This is a genomic window from Leucobacter faecis (assembly GCF_054456695.2).
Window position 1 is genome coordinate 1 of the sequence record NZ_JBTJER020000013.1, and the last position, 20,563, is coordinate 20,563.

The 20,563-nt window shown below is 57.6% G+C and carries 20 protein-coding genes; 19 read left to right on the top strand and 1 reads right to left on the bottom strand.

The features are described 5' to 3' along the window. Nucleotides 1-553: 553 nt before the first annotated feature. Nucleotides 554-1,423 carry a hypothetical protein gene (locus ACXR2W_RS12290; protein WP_458816012.1) on the bottom strand — a complete coding sequence of 290 codons (870 nt, stop codon included), beginning with the start codon at nucleotides 1,421-1,423 and terminating at the stop codon, nucleotides 554-556. A 102-nt stretch (nucleotides 1,424-1,525) separates the two neighbouring features. Here ACXR2W_RS12290 and ACXR2W_RS12295 point away from each other — a divergent pair, with 102 nt between their 5' ends. From ACXR2W_RS12295 to ACXR2W_RS12385, 19 genes are all read left to right on the top strand, one after another. Next, entirely contained in the window at nucleotides 1,526-3,436 is a 1,911-nt protein-coding gene (locus ACXR2W_RS12295) for an S-layer homology domain-containing protein (protein ID WP_489948857.1), read from the top strand. A 64-nt stretch (nucleotides 3,437-3,500) separates the two neighbouring features. Further along, on the top strand, nucleotides 3,501-4,757 hold the full coding sequence (locus ACXR2W_RS12300; protein ID WP_489948858.1) for a hypothetical protein: 1,257 nt from the start codon (nucleotides 3,501-3,503) through the stop codon (nucleotides 4,755-4,757). Then, entirely contained in the window at nucleotides 4,714-5,367 is a 654-nt protein-coding gene (locus ACXR2W_RS12305) for a hypothetical protein (protein WP_458816018.1), read from the top strand. The genes ACXR2W_RS12300 and ACXR2W_RS12305 overlap by 44 nt, the downstream gene beginning before the upstream one ends. Nucleotides 5,368-5,399: 32 nt before the next feature. Further along, nucleotides 5,400-5,993: an SHOCT domain-containing protein gene (locus tag ACXR2W_RS12310; protein ID WP_458816020.1), complete on the top strand. Its 594-nt coding sequence runs from the start codon at nucleotides 5,400-5,402 to the stop codon at nucleotides 5,991-5,993. A 404-nt stretch (nucleotides 5,994-6,397) separates the two neighbouring features. After that, nucleotides 6,398-7,225 (top strand): hypothetical protein, encoded by an 828-nt coding sequence (locus ACXR2W_RS12315; protein WP_458816022.1) that lies wholly within the window; start codon nucleotides 6,398-6,400, stop codon nucleotides 7,223-7,225. Nucleotides 7,226-7,249: 24 nt separating this feature from the next. Continuing rightward, nucleotides 7,250-7,423, top strand: coding sequence for a hypothetical protein (locus tag ACXR2W_RS12320; RefSeq protein WP_458816024.1), 174 nt, complete (start codon nucleotides 7,250-7,252; stop codon nucleotides 7,421-7,423). A gap of 278 nt (nucleotides 7,424-7,701) precedes the next feature. Continuing rightward, the gene (locus tag ACXR2W_RS12325) at nucleotides 7,702-8,103 is read left to right on the top strand and encodes a hypothetical protein (RefSeq protein WP_458816026.1); all 402 of its coding nucleotides are present in this window, start codon (nucleotides 7,702-7,704) and stop codon (nucleotides 8,101-8,103) included. Between the two features lie 493 nt (nucleotides 8,104-8,596). Continuing rightward, the gene (locus ACXR2W_RS12330) at nucleotides 8,597-9,223 is read left to right on the top strand and encodes a hypothetical protein (protein WP_458816028.1); all 627 of its coding nucleotides are present in this window, start codon (nucleotides 8,597-8,599) and stop codon (nucleotides 9,221-9,223) included. A gap of 63 nt (nucleotides 9,224-9,286) precedes the next feature. Further along, nucleotides 9,287-9,898, top strand: coding sequence for a hypothetical protein (locus ACXR2W_RS12335; protein ID WP_458816030.1), 612 nt, complete (start codon nucleotides 9,287-9,289; stop codon nucleotides 9,896-9,898). Between the two features lie 44 nt (nucleotides 9,899-9,942). Continuing rightward, nucleotides 9,943-10,485, top strand: a complete 543-nt coding sequence (locus ACXR2W_RS12340; RefSeq protein WP_458816032.1) for a hypothetical protein — start codon at nucleotides 9,943-9,945, stop codon at nucleotides 10,483-10,485. Continuing rightward, nucleotides 10,482-11,063 (top strand): hypothetical protein, encoded by a 582-nt coding sequence (locus ACXR2W_RS12345; protein ID WP_458816034.1) that lies wholly within the window; start codon nucleotides 10,482-10,484, stop codon nucleotides 11,061-11,063. Before ACXR2W_RS12340 ends, ACXR2W_RS12345 begins: the two co-directional genes overlap by 4 nt. Further along, entirely contained in the window at nucleotides 11,060-12,355 is a 1,296-nt protein-coding gene (locus tag ACXR2W_RS12350) for an RCC1 domain-containing protein (RefSeq protein ID WP_458816036.1), read from the top strand. Before ACXR2W_RS12345 ends, ACXR2W_RS12350 begins: the two co-directional genes overlap by 4 nt. Nucleotides 12,356-12,394: 39 nt before the next feature. Then, complete coding sequence (locus tag ACXR2W_RS12355; RefSeq protein WP_458816038.1) at nucleotides 12,395-13,033, top strand: hypothetical protein; 639 nt, start codon at nucleotides 12,395-12,397, stop codon at nucleotides 13,031-13,033. A gap of 47 nt (nucleotides 13,034-13,080) precedes the next feature. Beyond that, the gene (locus ACXR2W_RS12360; protein WP_458816040.1) at nucleotides 13,081-13,677 is read left to right on the top strand and encodes a signal peptidase I; all 597 of its coding nucleotides are present in this window, start codon (nucleotides 13,081-13,083) and stop codon (nucleotides 13,675-13,677) included. Between the two features lie 75 nt (nucleotides 13,678-13,752). Then, nucleotides 13,753-15,792, top strand: a complete 2,040-nt coding sequence (locus ACXR2W_RS12365; RefSeq protein ID WP_458816042.1) for an FG-GAP repeat protein — start codon at nucleotides 13,753-13,755, stop codon at nucleotides 15,790-15,792. 72 nt (nucleotides 15,793-15,864) lie between these two features. Further along, nucleotides 15,865-17,196, top strand: coding sequence for a sensor histidine kinase (locus ACXR2W_RS12370; RefSeq protein WP_458816044.1), 1,332 nt, complete (start codon nucleotides 15,865-15,867; stop codon nucleotides 17,194-17,196). Between the two features lie 13 nt (nucleotides 17,197-17,209). Continuing rightward, the gene (locus tag ACXR2W_RS12375) at nucleotides 17,210-17,932 is read left to right on the top strand and encodes a response regulator (protein WP_458816046.1); all 723 of its coding nucleotides are present in this window, start codon (nucleotides 17,210-17,212) and stop codon (nucleotides 17,930-17,932) included. A 27-nt stretch (nucleotides 17,933-17,959) separates the two neighbouring features. Beyond that, nucleotides 17,960-19,630 (top strand): arginine--tRNA ligase, encoded by a 1,671-nt coding sequence (gene argS / locus ACXR2W_RS12380; protein WP_458816048.1) that lies wholly within the window; start codon nucleotides 17,960-17,962, stop codon nucleotides 19,628-19,630. 16 nt (nucleotides 19,631-19,646) lie between these two features. Then, the gene (locus ACXR2W_RS12385) at nucleotides 19,647-20,408 is read left to right on the top strand and encodes an LmeA family phospholipid-binding protein (protein WP_458816050.1); all 762 of its coding nucleotides are present in this window, start codon (nucleotides 19,647-19,649) and stop codon (nucleotides 20,406-20,408) included. Nucleotides 20,409-20,563 lie beyond the last annotated feature (155 nt).

Below are 20,563 nucleotides of genomic sequence, written 5' to 3' on the forward strand. Positions count from 1 at the left end.
GATTCCGCGGCGCTCAATCGCAATATTGCTTGGTGCTCACTCGCAATATCGCCGGTGCTGAAGCCTTCGAATACTCAACATACGACGTGGTCGCTGTGACGCGTGGCCTGGGTCGTCGCCAGTAACGTAGGTCCAGATGTCGCGTCCGGCCCTGTTATGACGCCGTATCGAACCTGCTGGTTAGATAATGTCGGCATCATGAGGATTGCTACTGCTTCTCGGGGGCAGGAAAGGGAGCTACTTGGTTAATGCGCGAGCTTCGCGGAGTTCGTCCAAGTGGGTTGTCGCGCGTCGCATGTTCCAAGTCGGGGCTGACTTGAGACCACCCAAGCAGACACCGAACCGTAACTCGTATTGCCAGCGCAATGGGTTTTGACGGAGCCGCCAATGTCGAACCGATCGCTCGGCGCCTCGACTTAGCACACGTTGTGATTTCCCGCGGACGCCTAAACACCTTCCGCCACTACGCCCTTGAGAAATACCTCACCATGGATTGGCAGAACGCGTAGCGGTCTGGGCGTCTGGCCTGAACGAGCTAAACCTTTTAGCAGGGTTACCGATTGCTGCGGAGGTGTCGGCGGCCTGCGAGAAGTCCGCCCCCGCCCGCTAGCAGAAGAAGAAAGCTTGAGCAGAGCATTGAGATATGGCTTGAGCCAGTCTTGGCCAGCTCAGTCGGGATGACTGGTGCAGGTGGCGTTCCTGTGGGTGGCACGGTAACTGGAGGTGTCGTGACAGGTGGCTTAATGGCCGGTGGTTTTGGGGCATTGTCACCTAGAACTAAAAATTCTTGAGAAGCAGATCCGAACACAGCATCGCCAGACAAGCACATGAGAAAAGCGTCATACGCCCCTGAATAGGCATTCATGGGGATCTGGACTTCACCGGTCACCAGACCGTCTATATCGACGGATGTAGAGATGGGTATGTTGTACGAAGTAGCCCCATCGTCCTCGATATACATCATGCTCGAATATGCGTCTGTAGGTCGCCCGCCAAACAGGCACTTTCCAGTGACCTGGACCACGGCCCCGGGGGCGGCTTCCACCACTGAAAGCTCGAACTCAAATACGTTTCCCGAGCCTTCAGGCTCGACAGCAACCTCATCGGCCGCTGCCTCACCCTGTGTTGCAGGATCAGGGTCATTGCGGTTCGCAGGGCTATCAGTAACCTCTGGTCCTTGGCCTAGCGCCTGGTCACCCTCGCTTTGAAGGAGACCAGGATTGAAGTGTGCATCCGGTTTTGCGGCGTCTGAATCTTTGAGTTTGGGCGCCTCAATCGTGTCAGTAATTGACTCAATCTGGGACTCTTCCATCGCCCAAGAAGCCGAGGCTAGGAAGAAAAAAGGAATTCCGGATAGGAATAGCCCAGCGCAAGAAATCGCCAGTATTCGGCTGATTCTTCTTGAACATAGTCCCTTTGCCATACACCCAATCTTAGGGCTAAGAGGGGCAGCTTGATCACTTATGGAACAAGTGATTATTAGATAACTTAGGCAAATGGGGTGGACTGACTTGAAAGAGAGAACATGAAAAAACTTCATAGCCCACTGGCAATTGGTGGCAGCTTTGTGCTCGCCTTAACGCTGCTTGTTGGCCCATCAGCACACGCCGAAAACACCAACAGCTCATCTGAAACCATCAGCGAGGAGCAGGAGGCGCCCAGATCCGAGGTGCCCACACCCGAGGTGCCTGATGAGGCACCCAGCCGCGAGGTGGTGCCGACGCGCGGCACGGGTGAGGTTGAGACACAGCCAGAAGTTGAGCCTCCGGCGGAACTAGGACCAGTGCCAGAGCTGGCCGAGGGTTCAGCCGAGTCGGCATGGTTTCTGGATGACTCAGAAGAGTCAAACGATCACCAGTCTCGTTCTAAATCTTCGAACTCTCGCTTAACTGAGTTCGATGCAGATCTGGCAGTAAATTCTGTGGTAGGTCTGAACACGCTTTTGAGTGTCGAGCCGGGCCAGCGAGCATCTATTCCCACTGAGCAGATTATCCAGGTATCCACGCTGGATAGCGAAGTAGTGTCAGTTCAACTTTCCGAGATCGGAGTCAGCACAGCCGCTGATGACGATCTTCCCACAGTGGAGGCATTGGGATCTGTCCTGTCTGAGGAGGGCACCCCAGAAGGCCAAGCTTCCTTCGCTTTCGTGGTGGATGAAGATGGGCAGTATGTAGCTGGCGCAGTGCTTGAACTGACGGAGACGGCACCAATCAGCATTACTTCTGTTGGGGGAGATAGGTACATCATTGAGCCCACCAGTCCGCCCGCTGAAGGGGAGATGATCGCATTGTCAGAGTCGCCCGGTAATGACTCCCTTGTGGCTCCAGCAGAATCCTACGATCCGGTAGATGAGCGCACTGACTGCGGCGGAACTGCCTGCGCGGCTGCTTCTGAGCAGACACTTGTGACGGTGCTTGTAGGGCACACCAACGGCACGGGGGACACTACGGCGATGAAGTCTCTCATGGCCACGTACATCGGCGTGACCAACAATGCTTTTGCAACTTCAAAGATGAAGACCCGACTTTCACTGCTCGACACGATCAAGCTCGATTGGAATCACTCCACGGTGGACATGGAGATTGACTTGAGAGCTGCTACCAATGGAACCGCCAAGACGATGCGGAAGCTGTCTGACCGCCGGGATGAAATTGGAGCTGACCTGGTGGCCGTCATTACTCCGAGTGCCGCGGATAACGCTTGCGGAATTGGGTGGCTAGCCAACAAGAATTCGGGTCCGGGGTCTGGGTTCTCAGTCACCGCCCGGTCATGCCTTAGCGGTATGACTTTGCAGCACGAAATTGGTCACAACCTTGGATCGGGGCACGATTATGAAAGCTCTGACGCGGACTCGAGAGCAGCAGTTCCTAGCTATGCCTTTGGTTACCGCATCCCTGGACTGGCGCGGGACATCATGGCCTACCCGTGCAGTGGAAATGACTGCCCGCGGCAGAATCAATACGCTACCCCCAGTAAGACATTCATCAACGCACCGACCGTTCCGTCCGGAACTACGAATCGAAACGCAGCACGAGTGATTGACGAGCAGGCGGTGCGGGCCTCGAAATACCGAGCTGCGCAGGTCGCGTTCGATGTCCCGAAGTCACATAAGTTCTACAAGGAGATCACTTGGCTGGTGAATCGTGGGATCACCACAGGGTACGCAGACGGTACATTCCGGCCCGCCTCACCACTGGTACGTGAGGCTATGGCAGCGTTTCTATACCGATTTGCGGGCAAGCCGGGCTACACTCCGCCGGCCTTGTCACCTTTTGTGGATGTTCCGAAGACGCACAAGTTCTACAAGGAAATTTCGTGGATGAGAGCTAAAGGCATCACCACTGGTAATTCTTCCGGCCAATATCAACCGCTGAGCAGTGTGACTCGTGAGGCAATGGCTGCGTTTCTATTCCGCTACAACAATGTAATTGGGTAAACCCATCCCAAAACGGCACCGCTCTTCTGAGTCCAGAGGGCGGTGCCTTCTTCGAAGGGTACGGATGAGGACGGGATCGGCAGCGAATGACTCGCTCCGTGACATGATCCAGTGGCTCACGTCTGCGGTGGACGTGTACAACGATCTCCCGGCCCCGTTGCAGGATGCCGCGTTGGGGGTTGGGATACTGACGGCTGGTGTTGGGCTGCTGGGTGGCGGTATGGCTATAGCTCTGCCGAAGTTCGTGGACTTCATGGGGCACCTGAACACGTTGAACATCACGTCGAAGATCGCAGCTCAGGCACTGTCTGGGTTGACGGGGTTTCTGACGGGGCCGTGGGGAGTCGCAATCATGGGCGCTGTAGCGATCACAGCGGTACTGCTAGGCGAGAAACAGAAGATGGTCTCGAACTCGAAGGAGCTCGCACAAACCCTTGACGGGGAGACGGGCGCGGTCACAGAGAACTCGACGGCGTGGGCAGCGAACAAGCTCGAGCAGGAAGGCATCCTCGAGATGGCAAAGCGGCTCGGCATTAGCTCGAAGGACATGACTGATGCCTGGCTGGGTAACGCTGACGCTCTCGAACGCGTGAATGAGCGGCTCGACCTGTTCAAGTCCAATTCTGAGTTCCGAGTGGAGAACGCAGATTGGAAGGGCTGGTCAAAGGATCTTGCCCTGGTAGATATGGCGCTCGATGGCAGCAATGAGATGCTGACCTCCGCAAAGGAGAAGCACGACCGTCTGCGGGAAGCCACTGAGGGGAGTGGTGACGCTGCGTCTGATGCTGCCGGAAAGACTGGCACGCAGGCTGACGCACTCGTGCTGCTGGGGGATGCCGCTAGCGAAACGTCTGAGCAGGTGGCTGACTTGTCGGATCAGATCAAGAACTTCGGGTCGGCTCAGTTCGATATGGAGTCTTCTGCGGTCAGGCTGCAAGACGAGTATCGGAAGCTCGCGGGCATTCTCAACGAGGGTGGCGCTTCGCTTGAGATCACTACTGAGGCAGGCAGCAACACGGTCAAGGCGCTGCTCGATGTAGCGTCGGCGGCGAACGAGTCTGCTGGTGCGACGATGCTGATGACGGGCGATCAGGAGGCGGCGAACGCGATCCTTGACGAGGGTCGGCAACGGATCATCGATATGCGGGCCGCGTTGGGTGAGGATCCTGAGGTGGCTGCGCGGTGGGCTGATGGGCTGGTGTCGTCGTCTGCTGAGGTGGAGGCGGCGATGCAGCAGGTTCAACGCCGCGGTGGAGGGGATCGCGCCGGAGAAGATCGTGCAGGTCGACGCGGATACGGCGTCTGCGCTCGAGAACATTGACGGTGTGAACGTCGTGAAGATCGATGACAAGACTTCGTACGTGTACGGCGATAACGCTGATGCTCAAGCGAAGATCGATGCGGTGGTGGCGAAGACTATCCCAGGTAAGACTTCAACGATCGATGCGAACGACGACAACTTCTGGTCGGCATGGTTTGAGATCCAGAACGCACAGATGGCCGCAAAGGTCATCAACATCGTGCAGAACGTCACCGAGACGTTCTCGAGCCTGGGCACACCGAAGTCTGCGAACGGCAACCTGTTTGAGTTCGCGAACGGTGGTGGCCTCGATACTGGCATCTATGCGGGCGGGCCTCCGATCAAACGGTTTGCTGAGCCCGAGACCAATTGGGAAGCGTTCATTAGTGGGAAGACCGATCAGCGTGACCGTAACCGGCAGATCTGGGTCGAGACAGGCAACCGGCTGGATGCGTTCGCTGGCCTCGAGGCCCGTGTCGCTGAGATCGTGGCAAACCAGGGGATGCCGTCAACGCTGGTCGTGAGAGATGTGAACAATCATTTGATTGGAACAATGAAAGTTGTCGCTGACAGGCAAATCGATCAGCTTGTGGAAGCCCGAATGCAAGAGCGACGTAGAGCCGGCTTGTAGCAATGTCGTAAGACAGGTATACGATGCGGAGCATGGGAATCATGCAGGAGCTTACCGGCCAAGGCAAAGTCATCGCAGGACATCTATCTAACGGATCGGTCACTGCGGCACGACATGGTCTTGTTGTCCAGTCGATTGTCACGCGCCAAAAAGTGAACTCGGAAACAGTTCTGAGCTGGGAAGAAATCGTACCCGAGCCTGGAATGGTCGGTAAGTTCGGCGCCTCTGCAATAGGAAATGTCCTGCCTGGTGCATTAGGGAAATCACTTCAAGCCGCTGTTGGAGCTTCCGCCCAGACTGGGCACACTGTGCACGTGGAGTGGGCGAATGGCAAGAGCTCGGTACTTGAACTGCCGAACAAGCTGTATATGGTCCTATCGACGCTGCTCAAGGAACGCGAGCTCCGGCAAGAGCCTGTCGCTCAACCGCATTCACCTGAAGATGAGTCTCCCGCTCTGGTCGAACGTGTTCTGGACAAAGCGGCAGACCTGTTCCAGAAGGGAAGGCCAGCCGATGATCCTGACTTGGTGACCCTGCTTTCAAGGCTGGCTGAGTTGCGTGAGAGCGGGGTTCTATCGGAAAAAGAGTTCGCGGCGAAGAAAGCCGAGTTGCTTAGTAAGCTCTAAATCGACTGGTCTAAGTGTCAAGTATTGTCCCTCTCTGGTTTCGGCCAAAGAGGGGCAATAGCTGTGTCATTAGTTGAGAGAGCAAGGTGGGCAATTATGAGTAGCCCCACATCGCAGCGAGAAGCTGCGAACAGTCGCATCTGGCTACGGCTCGTTGTCCGTGAACTCGCGTAGTTTGGGCAGGTTGCTTCAGCGTCGAGGAATGCACCATTTGCCAATGGGGAGCGCTGATAGAAAATGTGATCAGGTTATAGACTTTCGAAGTCTATGTAATAGGTCAATCAAAGGGCAAAGTGGGGAACAGGAAAAAGCAAGACGAGAAATTGCAGTTCTCGTTCAAGGATGGGGACTGGAGATTCTTTCTCCCCCCGGTGTGGTGGGCTTCAATACTCAGTATTGTGGGCTTGGCTGTTATTGGTGCCCCAGATTTGCGAGCGAAGCTCAAGTCCGTCGTGCCGGCAGATATTTGGGATCTTTGCCGTGATTGGGCTTTGCTGCTTGTCGTTTTCCTTGCTATAGCATCGCTGCTTCCCACTGCAATCGCACAAGGGCGAGGGCATCTCAGGCAGAGGCAGCGGGATCTGAAAAAGAACACAGCGCTGAAAGCAGCAGCAATGAGTTTCTCGGCGCGAACCGCGAATCTGATCACAAAAGTTGATGATGTCATTAACGGGGAACTCGACAAGAGATATCTGGCCCACACGTTGTCTGAATGCGCGGGCTATTTCCGGACGCGTGCAATGCAAGTTATTGGGCTAGAAGCAGACTCGCAGATGCACGCAAAGCTGTTTCGGGTTGTCAGGAGCGGCAACGGGTCAACAAAGCTCGAACAGATTGTGGGAACGCACACAACCGCAGGAGAGTTCAATGTGTCTCTTACCTCGCACAAGAACCCTGAAGCGGCCCGAATCATTTCTCGCATCGCTGATGAGTGCAAGTATTATTTTGTGTCCAAAGTGGGAGATGTCGCTGCTTTTGAAAGGCTCCTTAAGCTCAAGGGACCTAAATACAAGGAGTACATGCTTGTCCCCATGTATCGTGACGGCAAAGCCACAGGCCCTGAAGCGGTGGTTGGAGCTCTAATGCTTATGGCGGAGCACGCAGGCTCAATCAGGGAAGCCGATGCAGAAGTGCTACAGACATACGCATGGTATTGCTCTGCAGCGCTCGCTGCGGACAAGCTGCGTAAAAAGCCAATTGTTACGCCAGCACTCGAGAATGACGTAGTGTAGTTCTTACCAACGGAAGGAGAAGCCATGGGAATTGGTTTCATACCTAATGGAGAACCGTTCGGCTCTGATGCTGTAAGAGACGAAGCAGAGATCAAAGAGATTGATTTTGCGAAGATCTGGCAACATGAGCTTGAGCGTGATTCCAACGCGTCACGTGAAGCGTCAGCCGAGTATTTTCGGTTCCTTCACTCAAAGTAACTTTCCATTTCGAAACCCTCTATTGCATTCATGTTGGAATGCAATAGAGGGTTTTTTAATGCTTCAGCTCTGACACTCAATGAATCATCACTCCGGCACAGCTAGGACACTCCCACCAGCACTTCCAGGGGATCATGCACCAGAGCCAGCAGCGTGGGCAGGTTGGTGCATTGAGTGGGATCGGGTCAGCCCACTATTGGCTTGCGGCTAGGATCATGCTCATGCCCGCAAATAGGACACGCAAGTCTGAATTCTGGTCTTGGATAGGCGCAATTTCTGTGTTTGCCATTGGCTGTGGTGTGTTCGTTCTGGGGGCCGGCTCTTCGGACTACGGAGAGAAGCCAGTGAAGCATAATCTTGTTGGATCGTTCCCGGAAGGCTTGAGTGTTTCATGGGCAGTGTTAGAAACATCCCATCACCGGAGTTGGTTTGACTGGACCACGGAAACGCATCTTGCTGTGTTGTTTGAGCGAGATCACAAGGACATCCCGGCTATACCGTCTGCGTCGGTGACTATCTCTAGTAGCGACGGTATGCAGCTAACTTGCCGTTCGCGTCCCGAGGTGTCATTTCACACGCTCGCATACAAGAAGGACTATCGCTTCCAGTGCTCTGAGGTTGGTATCGATGACCTGTCGCGATGGGTTGAAGTAACAATCACCTTAGGCGTCGATGCGTAAGAGGGGCATAAATTCCTCAAGTCTGCTAATTAGGTGGCCGAAAGGATGACCTCTGTAACGGAACGTGTGATGCCGATCTCATGGGGCAAACGATGGGGCACCGGCTAGGTGTCTTCGTGTTTCTCGGTGCAGATGTTAGAAATCTAACACCCCGGCATCGTTGATCTCATGCGGCTAGATGCGTCTTGGTGCCTAGTGATGTTTCTGCTCAGTTAGGAGTTCGAATCCCTCCGGGGGCACGGCGACAAAAGCGGGTCTGAATTGCTTAAAGCAGTTCAGGCCCGTTTTTTATTGCGTCGTGCCCGCCGTGAGCATCAATGAGCACAACTGGGCATTCCGTCTCGTCAGCGACTCAAGTTCGGCACACTCGGAGTTAGTCAGGCCCTGTCTTTCACAAGGAGACAGCGGCAGCTTGGCTAACACGCTACGTCCAGGTGTCATGTAAACGCCAGGACACCTGGCCCAGACGGCCTTGTGAAAGGAACATGCAGTCATGTCAACAATGAAGAGCGCTACTTCGGGGCGCAAGCGAATCATTCTGGCCAGCGGTGGCCTGCTCGTTGTGGCGGGCCTTGCCACCGCTGCGGCGTTTACGGACTTCGCGAACCTCAACCTTGGAAGCGGTACGGACGATTCGGGTATTGGTGGTAACAACCGCTTCAACATCCAGGTCGTTAAGACCGACCCGCTCGGTAACCCTGTTCCCGGCGCATGGCAGGAAGCAAATACCCCCGAGGGCGTATCTATCAACATTCCGGGTGCTGACACGATCACCCCAGGCGACACCATCAGCGTCGATATTCCGTTCCGCAACGAGAGCCCCGTCCTCTCTGCCGATATTGACTTCAAGCTGCAGGATCGCCCTAACCATGTGTCGAGCCCTGAGATGCGAAACGCTCTCGATTACACCGTCACACTCGACGGCACGGAGCTCGTCACGAACGTTTCGCAGGACGAGGTCAACGACCTCGACCTCGGCACATACACGTCGGCAAAGGAAAGCGTGTTGAAGCTGACCATCACGCTGCCTGACCAGGGGTCCGAAGAAGCCAACAATGCTCTGATGGAGAAGGTCTCTTACGTCCAGGCGAACTTCCACGCTTCGTCGGTCAAGCCGTAAGTTCCATTTCGAGGTGGGGTAGCCGATCGGGTTGCCCCACCTTGCTCTTGATGGGAGTGAATCATGAAACGCAGCGGTTCTGCTCGGCTTGTGTTCGCTGCAGGTCTCTTTTTGGGGGCCGGCTCGTTGCTCACTGCCGCTGTGATCCTTGACGTAGAAGATAGCTCAGTGTTTCTGGATGGAAGCAACAACCGGCTGAACATTCTCACGGCTGGCTCACCCGGACACAACTGGCAACCCGGGGCTGCGAGCTGGGTGGAAGGTAACCCCGCTCCGTTCCAAATCTCCTTGACTGCCGACGGATCAGACTTCGTAGCGATCCCCGGTGAGACGATCGAGCTCACCGTCGCGGTGAAGAACGCGAGCCCAAAACTGGCTGGCAAGGTGGACCTCAAGATCAGCGATCCGCACGATCGAAGTCACGAACTTGATCCGGAGACGGGAAATTTTGTTGACCTCTTCCCGGCTCTGTCTTTCTCGGTGAGTGAAGACGGTCGCAACCTCATCAAGGACGTGCCAGCGACTGAACTGCAGGATATTCCACTCGAGGAACCTATTGCAGCGGGGGGATACCGGGTGTTCGACGTCACGATAGACATCCCTGAATCCCTCGATAACCGGTGGCAGCTTGCCAGCACGGACGTTCGTTTTGGTTTTGAGGGGGAAAGCCTGTGAGAATCGCGCCTCGACGAATGACAGAATTGCTCGCAGCCTGCTCTGTGATTGGCCTGGTGGGTTTCACCGTAGTCGCGGGTACGAGCGCAGCGTATATCGATCACGCCAACCTGAACCTCGGCGGCGAAGCGATCGGCAACCCGAACGAGTTTGAGGTGCAGGTGGCCGACGGATCCAATTGGGCCGATGCCGACGACGAAGCTTCGGCCGTGGTCTATCCGACGACGCCTGACGCAGTGATATCGGTAAACAACCCGATCGAATACGAAGCGACCGTACGGATCGAACCGGGTGGCCCGAGCGGCGATGTGAGCCCCAAATTGGTGCTGCGTGAAGACTGCAAAAGTGCATGCGCTGCGTTATTCGAGCAAATGCGCTTCGACGTTTCGTTAGATGGCACCCTGGTGGCATCGGCGGTGTCGTCAGAGATGTTTAATCAGCTTCCCGACGCCGAGTTTCTCGGAGTAGCGCCGGGTGACACTCACTCGGTCAAGTTGTCCGTGCGACTCGATCCTTCGACGAGCTTCATGCTCTCGGGTAAAGAAACCATGATCGGCTTGAGGTTCGAAGGGGTATCAACACCGTGAAGACAATCCTTCTCGCGGTCGCAGTCGTACTGTTCGTTGCTCCGTTCGCGTCGACACCCGCTCTCGCGCAGGATTCTGACCTGATCAGTGTGTCGCCAGCGTCGAGCCACATTTCAATGCCGGCGCCCGGACACACGGAAACCTGGAGCACGGAAGTGCGGAATGTAGCGAAGCACCCGGTGGACGTGGATCTGTCGACGGTCAACGAGCTGGACGAAGTCCTGCGATCGGGGAGCACCCCCGCACGAATCACAATCGTTGATTCAGCGGGCCGCACGCTGCTCGATGATCTCAGCGTCACACAGCTACAGCCGCAGATTCCCGTACTTGGTCAGCTAGATCCCGGGGAGTCAATCTCCCTCACGGGCACGGTGTCGCTGCCCGCAGAAGCTGGCAACGAGTACCAGGGGGCATCGGGAAACCTGCAGTTCACGTTCGTTGCACAGACGAGTGACACCCACGGGGTTACAGATGCCTTGGCTGAAACAGGCGCCCCGCTCGCTGCGGCGGGTATCGCCGCAGCGCTACTTATTGGAACTGGTGCAGTAATTATGAGACGAAAGACGGTGCAGAAATGACGACGTCGGGTACGGTGCGACGGCGCGGCCGGATCTCGCGTGGTGTCGGAGGCTTTACCCTCACTGCCTTGGTCGTGGGCGCGCTGGCGGTTGCAGGTGCTACCGCTGCCGCCTATGTGGATCAGGCAAACGCGAGGTCTGAGCCGCTCACGGCCCACGTGCCGCCTCCGTTTCTGACCGGGCTCACCTCCGCACGCAGCGTCGACACCGGCGTCGGGCTGGGAACGGACAACACCGTCTACGTCTGGGGAAACACCAACGACGCCAAAGCCGGATCGACTCGCGGCGGCCTGTGGCAGAAAGCCACTCCCGTCGGAGGCCTCCCCATAGGGGAAATGTCGTCTGTCGCAGGCGGCATCTATAACTACAATGCGCTGCAATCCTCCGGTCACGTATGGGGCTGGGGCACCATCCCCGCACGCGATGGCACTGGCAACCAGCGCCCCGACAATCGGCCCGCCCAGATCCGGATCGGATCTCACTGGAACGGTGCGGGCCCCCTACTCGAGAACATTGGAATGATCTCGAGCTCTGAGCAGGCAGGAGCCGCCGTGCGCAACGATGGCACAGTGTGGGCCTGGGGTGAAGCGGGCTATGGCGGGATGAGCGGGAGAGGCGCTACCCAAGTGCCAGGTCTTCCCGATCCGAGCTCGGGTGATGCATTTCCGATGTACCTCAACGGCGCCTACAACAACTTCTGGGTGATCCTGAGTAATGGTGAAGTTTGGTATTGGGGGAGCCAAGGCTCAATGCCGCGCGCAGACCAGGCAAGTCTGAACCAGGCGCGGCAATCGAAAGCGTTGAGCCCGTGGTTCAAGAACAATGTGGGCCAGGGAGAACCGTACATCGTGCAGGTGGCGGGCGGGATCGACATGGGCCACGCTGTGCTGTCGAACGGCCGAGTGCTGACCTGGGGTGGCAATGACACCCGTATTGGCGGCAGGCCGAGCGGGGGAGGCAACCCCGCCCCGCACAACCCCGGTCTGGTGCCCGAATCTTCGCTCGCCAACATCACATCTACGGCAGCGGGGTTCACCGGGACGATCTTGCTCGACGCCAACCACAACCTGTATGGCTACGGTGCCAGCGATGACTATGGCAAGTTTCCGCAGTCCCCAGTGCTTGTGAGCTCTGACGTCGTCGATTTCAGTGCGGGGCAGGGGTTCTATATCTGGCGACTTTCGAGCGGTGAGAACTGGGGTCAGGGATACAACGCCCAAGGTGTCTTGGGTAAGCCAGTAGGCGCAAGTAAGCGGTTGATTACTGATATTGGACTCGGCGTCTTCGGTTAGAGCCGCCAATTGAAGATAAGCGAAAAGGATACGGAAGTTATGAAACGCCTACACCGCCTCACTGGCAAAAAGCGGCTGTTGCTGGCTACCGGAACGTTGTTGCTCACGGGCGCGCTCGCAACAGCGGCAGTCCTCACCGACTGGGCGAACCTGAACCTGGGGGGCACTGGCATCGGTAGCGCCAACAAGTTCGATATAGGTGTGGTCATTCCGGCAGGAACCGTCGAACAAGCCGACACCGACAAAGGTTTTGACTGGCGAATTAAGGACTCAGATGCCCTTGTGCCGGGTGGCACGATCGAAACCGAAATTCCCGTCTTTAACAACACCCCGAAGATTGATGCTGTAGTCGACTTTCGGTTGCTTCTGAAAGGCAATCAAGGTGCAGTACCGGGGAAGCCAAACATCACTGAATTTTTGCGGTTCTCAGCCAAGCTGGACGGCGTTGAACTGTTTGCAGACAAGCCCTGGGAGGAAGCGGTGGGCACCTTAGGGAAGCTGGAGCCCCGTGGGAAAGCGCCGCTTGCTCACGGCGATGTGTTCGTCGACGGAGACAGCGGAAGCCGCCAGAACCTCGTGCTCACGATTACCTACCTTGACGACCCGCAGACTGTCGATTTCAACGGTGGCCAATCGGCACTCGCGATCCGATTTGACGCGCAATCGGTCGCTCCCTAGGCGCGTTCACGCTACTTCGACCACAAAACAAGAAACCAAGGAACCCTATGATCAACACAATCTATACACACTTTCGCTCGGGCGTTCTTACGCTTGCGGCGGTGATGGGTGTACTTTCGATCGTGGTCTTCTTATCGGCGATGTTCTTCGGGGTGAAGGCACTCAATGTCATGTCCGGATCGATGGAGCCCGGGATTCCGACAGGCTCGATGATTTTCACGACGAAGATCGACGCTAAAGACATTACACCTGGCGACGTCATTACCACGGAGCGAACACAGGGAGAAGGCCTCATCACCCACCGGGTGCTCGAGATCTCACCCGTCGATGGTAGCCCCACCGCTTTTGAGATGCGCATGCGGGGTGATGCGAACGCGACCGAGGATCCTCAACCCTATGTGATCACCGAAGCAGATAAGTACTTCTTCCACGCGCCATTCGTCGGGTTAGTATCAAGCCTCCTCAAAACGAGTACGGGGCTGTACGTAGGAGTCGCCGTGGTGGCACTTTTGCTCTTCATCTTTATTGTTCCAGGCAAGCGACGCGCAGAAACGGTGGAAGACGCTACCGAGAAGTTGGAGGCGGATACTGAAGCCACAGGCCAGGTGACCGAGCGCAAAGACTCGACACCGGCGACTGTTTAGCCGATTCTCTTCGACCCACCAAAGCAATTCGATACCCCAAAGCATCGAATGCGTCATCACGAAAGGAATATGCCCGTGCCTAAACGTATTGGTGTGCTTGCCTCAGGACTCATGGCGGGAGCTATGCTGCTCCCACTCGGAACATCGCCCGCCCTAGCGGCCATTCCGGAGTACAACGAGGTTGCGAAATTTTCGCCGGCTGACGGCATCCGTGCTGGCTACAGCGTGGATTTCTCAGGAGACTTTGCGGCGTACACGCGTGTCCAAGGACAATCGGTTGACTTTGCACAGTTCGTTGGGCCAACTCCCCAAGACTGGTCGACCAGCACGGTAGCCGCTCCCGAGCCGGATACCGAATTTGGGGCTGCCGTTGTGTTTAATGATGATGCTTCAGCGGCTTATGTGTCTGCGCCGAAAGCTCAGACCGTCTACGAGTATCTCCGTGATGCAGCGGGGCAGTGGTCTCTCGCAAGATCGCTTACGCCCGACGTGAAGCCGTCGCGCGTAACGGACTATGGAGCCTCCATTGGTGAGTCCCTGTCCTACTCCGCGGGCAAACTCGTTGTTGGGGTGCCGAATGCGCGAGTTGATGATCTACGAAACGCAGGGTTCGCGTTTGCCGTAGATGTATCGGCTCCGAATGAAACCTGGACTCCACTTATTGCGGCAACACCTCTTGCGCACAGCGTGACGGGTCAATCTGTGGCAATTTCTGGGACGAAGGCTGCCGTCAGCGCAGTGCAGTTCAGGGACGGCGCGAATAAACCAGTTGGAGGGGTGTATCTCTGGGATCTCGCCACGGGCGCTGAACCACTCTTCACCAGCCAGCCAATGAATGACCCGAAGACGTGCCTGAATTCTGCTGGCGGCGGCCCGGCATTTGGAATGTCGCTCTCGTTCTTCGGCGACTACCTCGCTGTCGGCTCACCCATTGAGCTGAACTACAACGCGGATACCCCCGAAATCGGCTGCACATCAGAAGCGGTAGCCGCGGGAGACACCACGCAGGGGGCTGTGTATCTGTTCGACGCCGCCCTCACACAAACAGGAGGAAAGCTCACACCGCCGCCCTTCACCACTGGCTTCGGCTACTCGCTGGATGCTGACGGCGAGGTGCTGCTCACCAATGGTGATCATGGACCCGATTACGCGGGTGAGGTGTACGTGTACGCCATGGACACGATTGATCGAGTGGGCAGCGGCGACACGAACGGCCGCCAGTCGCCAGCACCGATACAGGTACTGACAGCCTCAGACGCCCAGCCGGGCGACTATTTCGGGCAGCAGATCTACGGTCGGGGACTCAGCATCAGCGGCGACCGCGCACTCATCGCGAGTCCTCTGGCACGTGCAAAGAGCGGTTCTGTATACGTCTTTCAGTCGGTTGGTGTCACAACTGATCCCACCACGGTTGTGAACGACGTACAAGTGACGTACGGGCAGGATGTGACGCTCACAGGAACGATCACCAAGGGGTCCTTCGACCCTGCCACTGCGACTTTCATGGTTAATGGAGTGGAAACCTCTGTGCTCGACGTAACGGGCATTGCCGACGGTGAAGTCCTCGAAGCTTTAGTTCCTGCAGCGACACAGAGCGCGGGATCTTACGAAGTGGAGCTGCAGTTGAAAGACGCTGCCGGCGGCAGTATCACTGCGGTCGGAACGCCTGGCACCCTTACGGTGGCTCCGGCGACGACCGAGCTCTCGATCCAACTGGAAACTGACGACGAGGGGACGATCCTCTCGGCTGTAGGCGAAGTGATGACGCAATTTGGCACGATGGCTACGGGCACGGTGACGCTGACCCACGGTGACAAGACGCTCGGGACTGTAGAGCTACAGGCGGGTGACAGCTCATGGCAGCTCGACGCCCTGCAAGACTCGCTTCCTTCGCCGGTAGTGGCGACATACTCGGGCGACACTAATCACCTCACTTCGAGCGCACAGGCTACCCACGACGTTTCGACAGGGGTCGATCCTGAGCCTCCTGTAGAGAAAGAAACAGATCCGCTCGCCGAAACGGGGGCGGGGAATCTTACGGCGCCGTTGACGCTGGCAGGGTTGCTCGCTCTCGTAGGCGTGGGTCTGCTCGTGCGACGACGGATCAAGGCCTGATATTTAAGCGCGAACTGGTCGTGAAAGCTCGCGGGTATGGGAGGATGAGCAAATTAGACCTGAGAGGATCGCGTGACGAACCAGGCGCAGTGGGCACCGCTCGATATTGGCAGCCGTCAACGCTGGGCCATCGTTCTTATACAGTGTGCGATCGTGTTGGTAGTGGTGATCGTTTCTGCTGGTGTCGCAGTGGCAGTGCAAGACCATTCGCTGCGAAAACTGGCTGAAGAACGAGTCTTGAACGCCGCTGAGGGACTCGCCAAGATGGATCGCGTCAGGGACGCAATGCAGTTGGACTTTGCCGGGGCTTCGGCAGACCTCCAACCTCTGGCCGACGCGATCCTTCAAGCGTCCGGGTTCACTTTTGTCGTGTTTGCGAACGATGAAGGGATTCGACTCACACATCCAATAGTGAGTGAACGAGGTAAGCCGCTCTCGACCGACCACTCTGCAGTGCTGGCTGGAGAACCGTTCGTCGGGGTCGAACAAGGCGAGCTCGTACCGACGCTGCGTGCCAAAACCCGTATCTTGGTCGCAGGGGAGGCCGCAGGCACGGTGTCGGTAGGAGTGCCGATCTCAGATATCGACGAAGACTTTCATACGGCGGTGTTTGAGACGCTGCCGTGGATCGGTCTTGCGGCGATTATGGGGACGCTTGGTGCGGCCGCGATAGCAACGCGACTCAACAGGCGACTAAGGTTGCTCGCTATTCAGGCGCACAGTGCCAGAGTACGGGCTAAATTGGTTGATGGGTTGAAAGAGCAGACGCATGAGTTCCGCACGCAACTGCACATCACCCAGGGGTATCTGTCATCGGGCAAATATGCTGAGGCGGAAGCATTTCTCACAAATCTCATTGCGAATGCGTCAGCGGATCAGGACGACAACGATAGAAAACGCCGTGACGCATCTGGATCAAAAACTACGCACACCGTTCGGCGAAGGAGCGAGCACGACGAATACTTGATTCCTGCGAGCGAACTTCAGGGACTGCTAGATAGCCTTTCGCGTGAGGCTGTTCGCAAGGGTGTGTGCCTGAGCACGGGCCAATTTCCCAACCTCATTACAGCGCCCAGAGCTTTTTCGACGACCGTCTCAAATCTGGTGTACAACGCGGTCGAAGCGGGGGCGCACAACATTGAAACGAAATGGGCGGTGGGCGCTGACGAGATCACACTGACCGTTGAAGACGATGGTCCAGGGATTCCCGCACACCTTCGGAATGTCGTGTTCGATAGTGGGATCTCAACCAAATCGACGCCCAACGGGCAGCGGCGAGGCGTTGGGCTCTCCCTCGTGCTGCAGGAGGTAGTCGACGCTGGCGGGTCGATCGAAGTGGGAGAAGCCGCACTGGGTGGCGCACGATTCGAAGTAGTTCTGCCACAAAGGAGAACGCGTGATTAGTGGCCAGATTCGAGTGCTCGTTGTCGACGATGACGCGGCGGCTCGAGCGCTGCACAAAGAGTATCTATCCCGGATTCAAGGGTTTCATGTAGTGGCCGCCGTTGGCACAGGCGAGAATGCCGTGATTGCCGCTGACCGACTTGCGATCGATCTCATCTTGCTCGATATCCATTTGCCGGGTTTTAGCGGTATCGAAGTGCTGCACCAGATCCGTGCTGCGCATGGGCTTGACGTCGACATTTTTATTGTCAGTTCATCACGCGATCGGCGAACTGTGCGTCAATCTCTATCTGCGCGGGTCTCGGGGTACCTGCTGAAACCTTTTTCTGAGGAAACGTTCCGGGCGCGAATGACCGAGTACTCCGACTGGCGTGCTACCGCACGGGTAGCGCAGGACGAGGCTGACGTGCCGCTGGGACAGGGAGAGATCGACCAGCTGTTGGCGGTGCTGTCAAAACCCAGGCGTCGCCAGACTGATGAGACCCAGCTTGAAGATGCGCCGTTACCGAAGGGGGTGTCTCCGGCAACCCTCCAGAAAGTGCGACACTCGCTGTCGTCCTGGCAAGCAATGACCGCGAGTGACGTCGGTGGGCTCACTGGTGCATCCCGTGCAACCGTGCGCCGCTACTTGGACTATCTCGTGCGAGTTGGCGAAGTTGACACGTCGCACAGGTTTGGGAGAAAGGGGCGCCCTGAAGTTCTCTATCGGCTCGCTCCTGTCAACGGAAATTCGTGACCGAGGATGCGAGTAGACTTGTTCCTTGTGACGCCACAAGAACTCTCTGCAGCAATCAACCGTATTCTGACCGACATCGTCGAAGCCCGAGGGGCTGAGATTGAGGTCACCGAGCTTGATACGCAGGTGGAGCGACCCAAAAACCGTGCACACGGCGACTGGGCCTCGAACGTCGCGATGAAGTTCGCCAAGAAGCTCGGTGTCAACCCGCGCGAGCTTGCCCAAGAGGTTGTGGCGCAGGCAGCAGTCATCGACGGTGTAGCCAAGGCAGAGATCGCTGGTCCAGGCTTCATTAACATCACGCTTGACGCAGCGAGTGCCGGCGAGACCGCCCGTCGTGTCGTCGAGCAGGGCTACGATTACGGCCGCAGCGACACGCTCAACGGTGAAAACATCAACCTTGAGTACGTCTCGGCGAACCCCACCGGGCCACTGCACATGGGGCATACCCGCTGGGCCGCGCTGGGTGATTCGACTGCACGGGTGCTGCGCGCCGCCGGTGCCACGGTGACGACCGAGTACTACATCAACGACGCTGGCGCGCAGATGGACAAGTTCGGTCGCTCTGTGCTGGCCGCCGCCCTCGGCGAAGACGCCCCAGAAGACGCGTACCCCGGTGCCTACATTCAGGCCCTTGGCGCGCAGATTATTGAGCAGCTACCAGGGCTCGCAGCACTCGCCGCTACCGATCGCGGTGCAGCACTCGAACAGGCCGAAGAGCTCGGCTATCAGCTGCAGCTTGCCGAGATCCAAGACTCGCTCGAGCGCTTTAACGTGCACTTCGACGTGTTTTTCTCGGAGCGCACGCTGCACGCCAAGGGCGAGAATGGCGAAGCGAGCGCGATCGAAGCAGCGATTGATCGTCTGCGCGAACAGGGTCATGTCTATGACGAAGATGGTGCGACCTGGGTGCGCACGACCGACTTTGGTGATGACAAGGACCGTGTCTTTACGCGCGGCAATGGCATCTACACGTATTTCGCGGCTGATGCCGCCTACTACCTGTCGAAGAAGGACCGCGGCTTCGGCGAGAAAATCTACCTTCTCGGCGCTGACCACCACGGCTACATCGGGCGTCTCACCGCTATCGCGGGCGCTGCGGGCGACAACATCGAAACCGACGTGACGGTGCTCATCGGCCAGCTCGTCAACTTGAACGGTGCGAAGCTGTCGAAGCGCGCAGGCAACATTATCGAGCTCAACGACCTGCTCGAGTGGCTCGGATCAGATGCGCTTCGCTACTGGCTCGCACGCTACCCGGCCGACTCGCCGCTCGCGCTCGATGGTGAGAAGGTACGTAGCCGTTCGAACGATAACCCCGTGTTTTATGTGCAGTACGCGCACGCGCGCACCTGCGCGGTCGATCGCAACGCCGAGGCAGCCGGAATCGACCGCAGCACGTTCGCGCCTGAACTGCTCACACACGAGACGGAGACTGAGCTGCTCGGCAAGCTGCAGCAGTACCCCGGCATTGTCGCGGGCGCGGCTGAGCTGCGCGAGCCGCACCGCATCGCGCGATTCCTCGAAGAGCTCGCCTCCGCATACCACTCCTGGTACGACGCCTGCCGTGTGCTGCCATTAGGCGAAGAAGCGATCGGTGACCTGCACCGCACGCGCCTGTGGCTCAACGACGCTGCTGGCCAGGTGCTGCGTAACGGACTCGACCTCATCGGTGTCTCGGCACCCGAGCGGCTCTAGTACGGGCTCCGCTCCCATGTCACCGCGTAAAACGAACTGGTGGCTACGGTCACTCGTGGTCGTGGTCGTGCTCGGTCTTTTGGCGGGCGCCGCAGAGGTGGCCCTCAGGCTCATTGTGCCCGGCGTGATCGCCGGTGCGATTCGCAGTGAAATGAAACTCAGCGATGACCACCCCGTCGAAGTTGAGATGGGCGGTTCTGCTCTCATCAATGCCCTGCGCGGGGGCATTGGTGACGTCACAGTATCGTCGCCGGGTGTGCCCATCATCGATGGGCTCTCCGTCGACGCGAAGGTTCACGCAGCCTTCTCACCCTTCGACCCCTCGAAGGGTGAGATTCGGGGTGGCACGGCCGCGCTTACGGTGCCGAAGGACGAGTTGGGTGCCACGATCGAGATGCTTACCCAGGGAATCGCGCAGTCGGGTGAGGTGCGCGGCGATGACCTAGTTGTAGGGCGCTCGCTCGAGATATTCGGTCAGAACGTCGGGCTCTCAGCGTCCCTGCACTTGGGTGTCAAAGACGGTGAGGTAACCGTCGAGCCCACGGGGGTGAAGGCCGCCGGGTTTGATCTCTCGGCTGAGCAGTTGGGCAAGGCTACCGGTAGTCTGCTCGACCCGATCTTGAAGCCGCAGCAGGTGTGCATCTCAGACCGCCTACCGAAGGGCGTCGAATTGACGGCAATTGATATGTCATCGACGGGATCGGTCACGATTCGTGCGGCGCTGGCGCCCACGATCCTGTCAGACCCGGCCGAGCAGCAGCCGGGCAGCTGCAAGTAATCGTGCCACGCTCGCAGCACGCGCGTCATATGACGCGTGCGTGGTGCGGCGGGCATGCGCATCACGCTAAGCTTGAGGGGTTCGTTCTGAGACCTTAAGTCTCCGTTCGCACGGCTTCAGGGACCAAGCCGGGTCCGCTCGCCACGCGCTGCCCT